The organism is Rhizobium sp. AC44/96 (genome assembly GCF_001692185.1).
GTDB lineage: Bacteria > Pseudomonadota > Alphaproteobacteria > Rhizobiales > Rhizobiaceae > Rhizobium.
Genome location: NZ_LXKO01000025.1, coordinates 477,610 through 490,036 on the forward strand (window position 1 = coordinate 477,610; position 12,427 = coordinate 490,036).

The 12,427-nt window shown below is 60.4% G+C and carries 11 protein-coding genes and 1 pseudogene; 5 read left to right on the forward strand and 7 right to left on the reverse strand.

The genetic code is table 11. The features are described 5' to 3' along the window. Position 1: 1 nt before the first annotated feature. Entirely contained in the window at positions 2-982 is a 981-nt protein-coding gene (locus tag A6U87_RS19665; RefSeq protein ID WP_065692956.1) for a sugar kinase, read from the forward strand. Between the two features lie 251 nt (positions 983-1,233). Then, positions 1,234-1,491 (forward strand): YMGG-like glycine zipper-containing protein, encoded by a 258-nt coding sequence (locus A6U87_RS29375; RefSeq protein ID WP_083199573.1) that lies wholly within the window; start codon positions 1,234-1,236, stop codon positions 1,489-1,491. Between the two features lie 171 nt (positions 1,492-1,662). On the opposite strand, the gene A6U87_RS19670 is transcribed toward A6U87_RS29375, so the two are convergent. From A6U87_RS19670 to A6U87_RS19700, 7 genes are all read right to left on the reverse strand, one after another. Next, the gene (locus A6U87_RS19670; protein ID WP_065692957.1) at positions 1,663-2,661 is read right to left on the reverse strand and encodes an Ldh family oxidoreductase; all 999 of its coding nucleotides are present in this window, start codon (positions 2,659-2,661) and stop codon (positions 1,663-1,665) included. Position 2,662: 1 nt separating this feature from the next. Next, positions 2,663-4,648, reverse strand: coding sequence for an FAD-dependent oxidoreductase (locus tag A6U87_RS19675; RefSeq protein ID WP_065692958.1), 1,986 nt, complete (start codon positions 4,646-4,648; stop codon positions 2,663-2,665). A gap of 142 nt (positions 4,649-4,790) precedes the next feature. Beyond that, a complete protein-coding gene (locus A6U87_RS19680; RefSeq protein WP_065692959.1) occupies positions 4,791-5,867 on the reverse strand; it encodes a glycine betaine/L-proline ABC transporter ATP-binding protein in 1,077 nt (358 codons plus the stop codon). Next, complete coding sequence (locus A6U87_RS19685; RefSeq protein WP_065692960.1) at positions 5,860-6,747, reverse strand: proline/glycine betaine ABC transporter permease; 888 nt, start codon at positions 6,745-6,747, stop codon at positions 5,860-5,862. The genes A6U87_RS19680 and A6U87_RS19685 overlap by 8 nt, the downstream gene beginning before the upstream one ends. Before the next feature lie 96 nt (positions 6,748-6,843). Further along, positions 6,844-7,845 (reverse strand): ABC transporter substrate-binding protein, encoded by a 1,002-nt coding sequence (locus tag A6U87_RS19690; RefSeq protein WP_065692961.1) that lies wholly within the window; start codon positions 7,843-7,845, stop codon positions 6,844-6,846. Positions 7,846-7,912: 67 nt separating this feature from the next. Beyond that, positions 7,913-8,707 (reverse strand): pyrroline-5-carboxylate reductase, encoded by a 795-nt coding sequence (locus tag A6U87_RS19695; RefSeq protein WP_065692962.1) that lies wholly within the window; start codon positions 8,705-8,707, stop codon positions 7,913-7,915. A gap of 11 nt (positions 8,708-8,718) precedes the next feature. Next, complete coding sequence (locus tag A6U87_RS19700; protein WP_065692963.1) at positions 8,719-9,348, reverse strand: TetR/AcrR family transcriptional regulator; 630 nt, start codon at positions 9,346-9,348, stop codon at positions 8,719-8,721. A 142-nt stretch (positions 9,349-9,490) separates the two neighbouring features. On the opposite strand from A6U87_RS19700, the gene A6U87_RS19705 reads away from it, so the two are divergent. The 3 genes and pseudogenes from A6U87_RS19705 to A6U87_RS30495 form a co-directional block, all read left to right on the forward strand. After that, positions 9,491-11,527: an NADH:flavin oxidoreductase gene (locus A6U87_RS19705; RefSeq protein ID WP_065692964.1), complete on the forward strand. Its 2,037-nt coding sequence runs from the start codon at positions 9,491-9,493 to the stop codon at positions 11,525-11,527. A 42-nt stretch (positions 11,528-11,569) separates the two neighbouring features. Then, positions 11,570-11,764: pseudogene (locus A6U87_RS30705) on the forward strand (dimethylsulfonioproprionate lyase family protein); the annotation flags it as partial. A gap of 168 nt (positions 11,765-11,932) precedes the next feature. Beyond that, on the forward strand, positions 11,933-12,427 hold a 495-nt coding region (locus A6U87_RS30495; RefSeq protein ID WP_065693009.1), incomplete at its 3' end, for an electron transfer flavoprotein subunit beta/FixA family protein.

The following is a 12,427-nucleotide window of genomic DNA, read 5'->3' on the forward strand; positions in this document are numbered from 1 at the left end:
TTTGACGACATTTTCTGCCTTCGATCCGCCCGCTGGACCGGCGCGCCGTGTCCTTTGCGTTGGGGCCGCCGTTCTCGACACCCTGTTTCGCGTGCGCTCATTGCCCACTGGCCAGGGAAAGGTCCTGCCCTATGACATGCTGCAGATCGCCGAGGGAATGGCGTCGAGCGCAGCTTTCGCGGTCGCGCGACTGGGTGGCCATGCCAGCCTGTGGGGCGCTGTCGGAGATGACGATGCGGGCGAACATATCATAGCCGATCTCGGCAACAGCGGCATCGACGTTAGCGGCATGACCCGAGCGGAAGGTGCCCGTTCGGCCGTCTCGACCATTCTCGTCGATGACGACGGAGAGCGTCTGATCGTTCCGTTTTACGATCGGCGGCTGCACGATAGCGTCAAGCCGGTCACGACCGAAGAAATCTCCGACTTCGACGCCGTGCTCGTCGATGTTCGCTGGCCCGAACTCGCTCTGCAAACCCTGATTGCCGCCCATGATGCGGGCAAGCCTGGCATCCTCGACGGAGATGTCGTTGGGGATGGCGTGATCGAGAGGCTCGCGCCGGCAGCGAGCCATATCGTGTTCTCGCAGCCTGCTGCAGAGCGGCTGGCTGGAGCGACCGACCTGGTCGAAGTCGTCCATCTGCTGAAGCAGAGATTTCCCCATGCCTTCATCAGCGTCACCGCCGGCGAACATGGCTGCTTGTGGTACGACGACGCGACCGGCCTCGTTCGCCATCTTCCCGCGCCAAGGATAAAGGCCGTCGATACGCTTGCCGCAGGTGATATCTTCCACGGAACCTTCGCGCTTGCCATCACTGAAGGTATGGAAATCGAGCAGACCATGCGGTGCTCATCCATGGCCGCGGCACTCAAGTGCCAGATGTTCGGGGGGCGTATCGGGGCACCCTCACGTGCCCAGCTCAATGAAGCGCTGCGTAAGTGGGATGCCGTCTCATCGAACCGGTCACAGTGGCAGGATTGATGCCGTGAGTTCGAGCGATTGAGTACTTCCGATAGTCACGCAAGAGGCATCGGATCACCTTGTTCAGCATGATCGGTAGTTCCCGGGCTACGCTTTCGGCTGCGTAGTAGCCCGCGTTTGCGATAGTTCATTTCACCTCGCAAACAGCGCCGTCTTTGGAGCCAGGAATAAAACCTCTTGCAATCCCTCCGTGGACTTTTGGTAAATCTGCACTAACTCGCCAAGGGAAGGCTAACGAGGAAGGTTCAATAATGTTGAAGAAGATTGTTATCGTGACCGCTACGATTGGCGCTTTGGCGTCCTGCACGCCCACCGAAAAGGGTACCGCAATTGGCGCCGGGACAGGTGCTGTCATCGGCGGTGCTGTCAGCAACAGCTGGGGCGGAGCGGCGGTAGGCGCGGTGGCAGGCGGGTTAGCCGGAGCTCTCATCGGCCAATCAACCGAGCGCCGAGGATATTGTGTTTATCGCGACCGATATGGTCGGACTTACGAAGCGCGCTGCCGCTGAGGCCTGCCTGCGGCGTAGCGATGGTCACGCGGCACGCGACTTTATGAACCGGCGTGACAACAACCCTTTAGGCATGCGGGGCATTCAACTGGAAGAGTTGGGTGCCCCGTAGCCGAGTTCACGCTCTCCGAGATAAAGAGGCGTCGCCCTTCTGGCGACGACCGGCTTCTGTCACCTGAATGCGATCGCTGAGATCAGATCAAAGATGCTTCGAGGAATGCTGATCGCTTCGATAGCCGCGCGTTGCTCGTAGCCGGTGACGCCCGGCACGTGGACGCTGTACTCCTGCAGTCGCTGCGATTGAGCTTTGGCGCGGTCGATCTGTGCGTCGCCGCTTTTGCCGGGCATGATGGCGATGATCGTCAGACCGACTCCGGGAGACGTCGGGCCGGATCGGAAGTCGGGCACGTCCAGGGACCAGTTTCCGCCTGAGAGGCCTGCAGACAGCATTTCCACGAGCAGGGCAATGTTGCCACCTTTGCGGCTGCCGAACGGCAGCAGCGTACCGCAAAGCGCCATCCTTGGGTCCGTCGTGGGTTGGCCATTGGCGTCGACCGCCCACCCTTCGGGGATCGGCTGATCTTCCTCGGCGGCGTGAAGGATGTTCACGAAGGCGGTTGCGCTCGACGCTTGATCGATGACCAGGGGCGGGCTCTTCGATCCAAGGGGAAACCCGAAAGCCAGGGGGTTGGTGCTGTAGACGGCTCTGTCGCCGGGTTTCGTCGCCACCATGGCATGGGCATTGGTAGCGGCAAGCGCGATTATGCCTTCGTCGGCCAAGGTGCGAACATAGTAGCCTAATTCGCCGGTCGTAAAGCTGTTGTGCTGGGTGAAGACGGCGACGCCGTAGGTTCTTGTGGCGCCCACAAGGTCGTTGAGGGCAAGGTCGAAGCCGAGCTGGGCGATGCCGCCGTCGGCGTCGCAGACCAGGAACGCCGGAAAACTGCGCTCCAGCCGCGGGGTCGGGTCACACTTTATGCGCCTGTCGATAAAGCCGGTCAGATAATCCAAGAGGTGCGGGAACCCCAAGGTCGCGCGGCCATGCCGAGCCGCCGATAGGGTGGCGTTCACCAGCGAGCGAGCGCTTGAGGATGCTGCACCTGCAGCGAGACAGGCCCGCATTGCTAGGTCCTCCGCCTCCTGGAAAGAAAGGTGGACCTCCTCGACCATGTCAGATCTCCAATCCCGCACGTCTGCCATCGTAAAAGGCATAGGGAGCCTGGCGTGGCGCGGCACAATCGCCGATCTGGCGCGTGGTCACGCCGCGCTCGCGAAGCCCGGCCATCAGCCAGTTCATCGGCAGATTTGTGGTCGCTGTGGCCAGCGTGTCGGCCTCGACGAAACGGGTTTCTCCAATGTCGTTGTCGACGATGGTCGCGCCGTTGCCATGCCATTCGAGGATGCTCGCGTCCGTGATCCAACGGACACCCAGCTTCTTCAGGATCCGCCTCATCGGAACGTCTGCGGCAGTCCGGATCAGCTCCTTTCCGACGAACGGATCAGGCGTGACGATCGTAACGTCGTGGCCGCTCTCGGCGAGTTGCCATGCGGTGCCGCAGCCGCGCCATCCGCCGCCCTCATCAAGCACAAGGACGCGACGGCCCGGTCTTGCTTGTCTCGCCATCACGGCTTCGATCGAGAAAATGCCGCCCTTGTCGATGCCCGGCATCGTGTCGACGGTCGGCAAGGCCTTCTGGAAGCCGGTCTCGGGAGGATAGGAGCCGGTCGCCACGAGCACGACGTCGACCTTCGACGCGTCGATCTCGTCGGCGTCTACATAGGTGTTGAGCCGCACCTCCACGTCCAGCTTCGAGAGTTGCCGTTCGTACCACGCGAGAAGGTCGAGGATCTGTGCGCGACGCGGTTGGAGCCCTGCCAGCAGGAAGTTGCCGCCGAGGCGGCTTCCGGCTTCCGAAAGCACGACTTTGTGTCCTCTTTCTGCTGCCACTCTTGCTGCTTCCAGGCCAGCTGGTCCTCCACCGATGACAAGGACCCGCTTCGGGTGCTCTGTCTTGGTGAAGCGGTCGCCATTCCACTCAGCCTCCCTTCCAACGGAAGGGTTGATCAGGCAGCTTATCCAGTAGTCACGGGAACGGCGGCCCCAGCACATCTGGTTGCATGAGATGCACCCCCTGATGTCTTCGGGACGGCCCTCCAGCGCCTTGTTCGCAAGATGCGGATCGGCGATCTGGCCACGAACGATGGAGACGAGATCCGAGGCTCCTTCGCCAAGGACTGTTTCGGCATTCTCTGGCGTCCTGATATGGCTCTCCGCGATGATGACGGCGTTCTTCACCACCTTCTTCAAGGTGGCCGCCAGATCGGCGCCGAGTTTCTCGGGGTAGATGAATGTCGGCATCAGCTTGTAGAAGTCGAGATATCCGCCAGAGCCGCAGGTGACATAGTCCATGAGGCCGAGGCTGTCGTGCAAGCTTATGATCTCGGCCAGCTCATCACTTTGAAGCGCCGCCTTGACATCAGGTTCGTCGCTGACCGCCAGGCCGACGATGAAGTCGGGACCGCAGGTCTTGCGAATCCGCGTGAGGATCTCGCGCGACATTCTCGTCCTGTTTTCGAGCGAGCCACCCCATCGATCGTCACGCCGGTTGCTCCACGGCGTCCAGAACTGGTCGACCATCCCAAGATAGGCGGCCCAGACCTCGACGCCATCGAAGCCCGCTTCGCGACATCGCCGTGCGGCCTGAACGAAGCCGTCGATCGTCTCCCAAATCTCCTTCTCGCTCATCGGGTGCGAGCCGTCGCTATCGTGATAGCTGGGAAGCCCGGACGGCGACCAGTGCGGGTGGAAGGAGTTGTCGGCGTCTCCATGTGCGCCGACATGATAGAGCTGCTGGATCGCGATCGCGCCGTTGTCCTTGATGGCGCCGACCACCGTCTTGAAATGCGGGACGACACTGTCGTCCGAGTGGCGAAAATTTCCTCTGGTCAGAACCGTCGACGCGTGCACGGGCATCGGTTCGACGACGATCATTGCGGCTCCGCCGATCGCTCGCTCGGCATAGTAGGCAACATGCTGGGCCGACGGCAGGCCATCGACCGCCATGTTGGCCGTGTGCGCGCCGAACACGATCCGATTCCTGAGCGTGTGCCGGCCGATTTTCAGAGGACTAAACAGGCGAGGAAATCGTTGAGACATGTCGCGCAGCTCGATTTCGTGATGGTGGTTGGTGGGAGGAAGGCAGCAGGCGGCCCGACTGCCAGACAAGGTTGACGGTCACGCATGGAGTTCCATGCGCGGTCTGTTCTCGTGCGATGATGTCGTCGAGCCTAGGGCGTCGTCACCTAACGAGGGCAACCGCGCTTTCGTGCTCCTTGCGGGGCTGCGAGTTCACCATGGCTCCTGCCAGTTGGCGGAAGTTCACGACGCCGACGGGCTGCGATGAGGGGCCAAGGACCGTCACGTCGCCATCTGGCGCCGATGCCAGCATCCGAACGGCTTCCTCGATGGTCGTGTGGGCCTCGATCGTCATCCCGCTCAGTCCCGCGCCGGGCCGGATGGGGCTCATGATGGCTTCGACCTGAACGACGCGGCCGCGGTTCACCTCCTTGACGAAGTTTGCGACATACTCATCTGCCGGGCGCAGCACGATATCCTGGCTCGTTCCCTGCTGAATGACTTCGCCGTCGCGAAGGATCGCGATCTGGTCGCCAAGCCTGAGCGCTTCGTCGAGATCGTGAGTGATGAAGACGATGGTCTTCTTGATCTCCTTCTGGATATCCAGGAGGACCGTCTGCATATCCGTGCGGATGAGGGGGTCGAGAGCGGAATAGGCCTCATCCATCAGCAGAACCGGGGCGTCGTTAGAAAGCGCCCGCGCGAGACCAACGCGTTGCTGCATGCCGCCGGAAAGCTGATTGGGATATTTCTGCTCAAAGCCCTTCAGGCCCACCCGCTCGATCCACCGCATCGCGACGTCGACCGCCTTTGATCGGTCAAGCCCCTGAACCTCCAGGCCGAAGACTGTGTTATCAAGGACATTGCGGTGTGGAAGCAGTGCGAATTTCTGGAAGACCATGGCTGTCTGGCGCCGCCGAAATTCTCGCAGCTGATTTTCGTTCATCTTCACGACGTCGACGCCGTCTACCAACACCTCGCCAGCCGTCGGATCGATCAGCCGATTGATATGGCGGATGAGCGTCGATTTGCCCGATCCCGACAGGCCCATGATGACTTGAATGGCGCCGGACGGCATCTCGAGATTGATGTTTCGAAGCCCGAGCACAAGTCCGTGCTCTCGGTTCAGGTCCGCCTTGCTGAGGCCCTTTTGGACGGCCTCGATAAAGGCCTGCCCGTTCGGCCCGAAAATCTTGTAGAGATTGCGGATCTTGATCCCGCCGAAGTGATTGTCAGCCATGGAAGATCTCCCGATGCTTCTGGAGCCGCTTGCCATAAGCCTGACTGACTCTGTCGAAGATGATGGCGATGCCGACGATGGCAAGGCCGTTGAATATACCGAGGGTGAAATACTGGTTGGCGATCGCTTTCAGAACCGGCTGGCCAAGACCCTGCACGCCGATCATCGACGCCACGACGACCATGGCCAACGCCATCATGATTGTCTGGTTGATGCCGGCCATGATTGTCGGCAGAGCAAGCGGCAACTGAACCTTGAAGAGTCTCTGGGAGTTGGAGACGCCAAATGCATCGGCCGCTTCGAGGACGTCCTTGTCGACAAGACGGATCCCGAGGTCGGTCAGTCGGATCATTGGGGGAATTGCGTAGATCACCACGGCGATCAGACCGGGAACGCGACCGATGCCCAGCAACATGACAACAGGGATGAGGTAGACAAAGCTCGGCATGGTCTGCATCACATCGAGGATTGGATGTACGACCCGCTGAAACCGGTCTGACCGGGCCATCAGAATGCCGATGGGCAACCCAATTGCGACTGACAGAACGGTACAGACGAAGATCATCGCGACCGTCCTCATCGTATCGTCCCACATGTCGAAGTAGCCGATTAGCAGAAGCGTTACGAGACAGCTCAGAACGATCTTCACGCTGCGGCTCGCGAACCAGGCAACGATCAGCACCATCAGCGTGATGATCGGCCAGGGGGTCTGCGTCATGAACCGGTCGACAGCGAGAAGAAAATGCTGGAGCGGAGAAAACAGGCCTTCGATCGTGTCGCCATAAGCCCTTGTGAAGCCACGAAATCCGTCGTCGATGGCCTTTTTCAGATCGCGCAGACTGTCGTCGTTCATGTGCGGGAATTTATAAAACCATTCCATTCGGTTCCCCTTTGTCTGAAAGAGCCGTCACAATTGTTCTGATTATCTAACGGCTGTAGAAAAGACGGCGCGGGTTGCGCGCCGTCTGACCTTCAATCAAAGCGAGGCTTCGATCTTCTTGGCGGCATCTTCCGATACCCATTTCGTCCACACATCCTTGTTTTCCTTGAGGAAGTGCTTGGCGCCGTCTTCGCCGCTGGCCTGGTTGTCGGTCATCCATGCCATGACCTTGTTGACGGTTTCATTGCTCCAGGAGCGCTTCTCGAGATAGCCCATGACCTCGGGGCCAGCCTTCTCGGAGAACGGCTTGGCGACCAGTGTCACGATCGTATCGACCGGCCACGCATTGGGCTTCGGATCGGCGCAATCGGCAACCGTGTTGCAGCGCTTCCATTCCGTCGGGTCGGCGGGAACACCTTCACCAAGCTTGACCATCTCGTACTTGCCGAGAAGCGCGGTCGGAGCCCAGTAATAGGACAGGAAGCCCTGCTTGCGCTCATAGGCCTTTGAAATCGCACCATCCAGGCCAGCGCCCGAACCGGTATCGACCAATGTAAATCCTGCCTTCTCGCCATCGAAAGCCTTGAAGAGCTGCGTGGTTACGACCGTGCCGCCCCATCCCTGAGGGCCGTTAAAAATGGCGCCCTTGCTCGGGTCTTCGGAACTCGGGAAGAGATCGGGATGCTTAAGCGCATCGGGGATGGTCTTGATATCGGGATGGGCATCGGCGAGATACTTGGGAATCCACCAGCCCTGGACGCCGCCATCGGGCAGTGGCGAACCGACCTTGACGATGCGGCCCTCATCGGTGCCCTTCTTCACGACATCAGGAAGAAGATCGATCCACGCCTCGGGCGCGATATCCGGTGAGCCTTTTTCGGCCATGGAGGTAATGGTTGGGACCGTGTCACCGACAGTGACTTCCGCCTGGCAGCCGTACCCTTCGTTCAGGATGATCTTGTCAAGTGCGGAGAGCACTTCGGCGCTTTGCCAGTTCATGCTGGCGATGGTGACGCTGCCGCAGTCAGCGGCATTTGCCGAGGTCGCTGCTCCCAGCAGCCCGAACGCGATACATGTCGATGCCAATAGCTTGTTCATTTTATCGTTCCCTCTTTAGCGGCATATATGTCGTCAACGGGGTGCCGCGAACCCGCCTACACGGTTGTCAGGATGCGTCTCCCATACTCACCGATTTCTGGAGCGCCGCAGCCAATCCCTTGGCAACGGCGGTGTCGAAGCCTGCCGCGCGCATCTGCTCGATGCCGGCAGCTGTGACTCCGCGGTAATCGACAAACCGGCCGACGATGTCGTCAGGACAATCCGGTTTCTTTTCGAAAAGATGGCCGGCGCCGATCATCGTCGCAACGACGGCGCGCTGGGCAATGGCCGGAGACAGGCCATGAGCGATGGCGTCTTTCATCATCGCGGCGGCCAGAAGCGCGGGGTAGGCGGGGCCCGTTCCCGTCAGGCCTGTCAGATAGTCGAGATCACTTTCGCTCTGCACCTCGTCTTCATCGCCACAGGCGGCGAAGATCCGGCTCACGATTGTTCGATCGTCCGCATTGACGCTGGGTGATGGCAGCCAGGGGGTATAGGAATGCTGTACTTCCGCGGCCGCGTTCGGCAGGGCTCTGACGACTCGTTCGGAGCCGTGCGCGCTGACGAGCGCCGACAGCCGGATGCCTGCCATCACCGAGATCAGGAGCTTTCCCCTGGCGTCGAAAAGGTCGGGGTTCCAGTCCTGGGGTCTCACCGAGAGAATGACGACGTCGGAGCGATCCACAAGCTGTTGGTTGTCCGACGTCCAGTGCGCATGGGGGAAACGATCTGGGCGAGAGCTGCGATAGGACAGGGTGAGATCTTGTTCGGCCGCGACGCCGGCAGCCAGGATGCAGTCTGCGATAGAGGTACCAAGCCAGCCAGCCCCGCCTATGATCCCGATCCTCGCAGTGGCGCCCATTGTTCCTCTCCCTAGCCCGGCTTGTAGCCGTGTCTTGCGAAGAACCGGTCGAGCTCGCGTTGTTGGGGAATTTCGCCGGTATAGATGGCGATGTATTCCGGGATCCGTTTCATGCGGATGGCGATGTCCTCTCTGGCTTGCATCGAGATGTAGCCGATCTGAACAAGATAGGTCGTGCGCGCGCGGACATCCGCCGAGATCTCGGCATGGCCAAACCGCTTGAACATGCGCGAAAGCGCGTCCATGCGCGTTCGGTCTGCCTTGTGGACCTCATCAAGAATCTCTTCCGACTGCAGTGCCCAGCTGCGCACGGCAAACTCGAACTTGCTATCGAAGAGTTGGTTGTCCAGCCAGCAATCGAAGACGTTGAGCATCGCTTCCGCGAGCGTCTCCGCATAGGCCTCCGACTGTTTTACGATGGCGCCGGTGTTCTTGTCCCGCCAACGCGCCACAAGGCTGGACAGCAATTCCTCGCGATCCTTGAAGAACCAGTAGAAGCTGGTCCTCGAGAGGTTGAGCTTCTTGGCAAGCGGCAGGATCTTGACTGAATCCACACCGGAATCGAGCAGTGAGGTGTAGGCCGCTTCCAGCCATCCTTCCTGCGATCCTCGCCAGCCGCTGTCGTTGAGTGTCAGGTCCATAGGCCTCTCATATCAAATCGCTAATGCACACACAACAGGAATGTACATATGTGTCAAAATATATGACTGGTCTGTTTTCCATAGTTGACACATGTGTACATTCTTGTTTAGCCTCACTCCATACCTAATCTGGAGCCGGCACATGTCGAACGATCCACTTCTCCAGCCGTACCAGCTGAAGCATCTGACGCTGCGCAATCGTATCATCGTAACATCCCATGAGCCGGCCTATCCCGAGGATGGCATGCCGAAGGAGCGCTATCGTGCCTACACGGTCGAGCGCGCCAAAGGCGGGGTCGCCCTGACGATGACGGCGGGGTCGGCTGCAGTCTCCCGCGACAGTCCGCCGGTGTTCAACAACCTGCTGGCCTACAAGGACGAGATCGTGCCGTGGATCCGGGACATGACCGACGCCGTCCATGAGGAGGGCGCTGCGATCATGATCCAGCTGACCCATCTCGGCCGCCGCACGCGCTGGGACAAAGGCGACTGGCTTCCTGTTGTGGCGCCGTCTCACCATCGCGAAGCGGCCCACCGGGCTTTCCCCAAGAAGCTCGAGGATTGGGATATCGAGCGCATCATCAAGGACTTCGCCGACGCTGCCGAACGCATGAAGGCTGGCGGCATGGATGGTGTCGAACTCGAGGCCTATGGCCATCTGATTGACCAGTTCAACTCACCGCTGACCAACGAGCTCGACGGTCCCTACGGCGGTTCGCTCGAAAATCGCATGCGCTTCTGTTTCGACGTCTTCCGCGAGATGCGAAAACGCGTCGGCGATGACTTCATTCTCGGCGTACGATATACCGCCGATGAACGCCTTCCTGGCGGGACCGGCAAGGAGGAAGGCTTCGAGATATCGCGAAGGCTGAAGGAAAGCGGCCTGATCGACTATCTCAACGTCATCCGCGGCCATATCGATACGGATCCCGGCCTGACCGACGTCATCCCGATCCAAGGCATGGCGAGCGCGCCTCATCTCGACTTCGCGGGCGAAATTCGTGCCGCGACGGCCTTCCCGACATTCCACGCGGCGAAGATCCAGGACGTTGCGACGGCCCGTCACGCGATCGCGTCAGGAAAGGTCGACATGATCGGCATGACGCGCGCGCACATGACTGACCCCCATATCGTCAGGAAGATCATCGAGAAGCGTGAGGATGATATCCGCCCCTGTGTCGGTGCCAATTACTGTCTCGACCGTATCTACCAGGGAGGCCTGGCGTTTTGCATTCACAACGCGGCGACCGGCCGCGAGCAGACAATGCCGCATATCGTCAAGAAGAGCGATGCGCGCCGGAAGATCGTCATCGTGGGCGCAGGTCCGGCCGGGCTTGAGGCGGCGCGTGTCTCGGCTGAGCGTGGTCATGACGTCGTCGTGTTCGAAGCGGCCAACGACGCCGGTGGCCAAATTCGACTTACGGCACAGAGCGAGCGACGCCGGGAGATGATCAGCATCATCGATTGGCGGATGAGCCAGTGCGAAAAGCTTGGCGTGACCTTTCATTTCAACAGTTGGGCGGAGGCTGACACCATCACGGCCGAAAATCCCGACGTGGTCATTATCGCGACAGGCGGCCTGCCGCATACCGACGTGCTGTCGAAGGGCAATGAGTTGGTCGTCTCCTCCTGGGATATCATCTCGGGAGACGTCAAGCCGGGCACCAATGTGCTGGTCTTCGACGATGCGGGTGATCATGCCGGCCTGCAGGCAGCCGAATTCCTGGCGAAGGCAGGGGCAAAGGTTGAGATCATGACGCCGGACCGGTCGTTCGCTCCTGAGGTCATGGCGATGAACCTCGTGCCCTACATGCGCTCGCTGCAGAAGCTGGACGTCACCTTCACGGTCACGTTCCGGCTGGAATCCGCCGAGAAGAGCGGCAACCAGATCATTGCGAAGGTTGGAAGCGACTATGGCGGCGTCGTCAAGGAACGCGTCGTGGACCAGATCGTGATCAATCACGGCACCATTCCGCTCGATGAGCTGTACTTTGAACTCAAGCCGCTCTCGCGAAACCTGGGAGAGACGTCATACGACGAGCTTCTGGCCGGGCAGGCCCAGTCGGTCGTCCGGAATGAGCAAGGCAAGTTCCAGCTCTTCCGGATTGGTGATGCGGTTGCGGCGCGCAATACGCATGCCGCCATCTACGACGGATTGAGGATCGCCAAGGATCTCTGATCGGCCGGGATCGTGGCCCCTCCAGCGAGGAAGAAAGCGGACATGGGTGGACGACGCGACGCTCTCCAGCAGCTGCCAGCCGCCGCCTTCTCGGCCCATGATGATCTCGCGCCGATCGATCGGGGCGATGGTCGAAAGGACGTGCTGCTGGGTTTGTCGCGGATGGCGTCTGATGTGCGCTATCTCGACCATTGCCATAGCACACAGGAGACCTACCTCGTCCTCTCCGAGGGCGGGTTTAGCCAAGCAGTGGCGCCCGGTTCGGACCAAGGCTCGGCGGAACCTTTTGTAACGTGCCTAACATCAAGCATGCGATGCGATCGATCAACACGCCACTTCCGGCGTTCTGCGCAGCTCGCGCCTGACGCCAACGGAAAGGGCCAAGAGACACAACAGGACGCCCCCATGAAAATCCTCGTACCCGTAAAACGCGTCGTTGATTACAACGTGAAGATCCGCGTGAAGGGCGATGGCACAGGCGTTGAGCTCGCGAACGTCAAGATGTCGATGAACCCCTTCGACGAGATCTCGGTGGAAGAAGCGCTGCGGCTGAAGGAAGCCGGCAAGGCCGAGGAAGTGGTGGTGGTGTCGATCGGTCCTGCCAAGGCCGAAGAGACGCTGCGCACAGCGCTTGCCATGGGTGCCGACCGTGCGATCCTCGTCGAGACCGACGATGCCGTCGAGCCGCTCGCCGTCGCCAAGATTCTCAAGGGTGTCGCCGATGCCGAGCAGCCGGGTCTTGTGATCGTCGGCAAGCAGGCGATCGATGACGACTCGAACCAGACCGGCCAGATGCTGGCGGCCCTTCTCGGCTCCGCCCAGGCGACCTTCGCCTCGAAGATCGAAATCGGGGATGGCAAGGCTCAGGTGACCCGCGAAGTCGATGGCGGCTTGCAGACG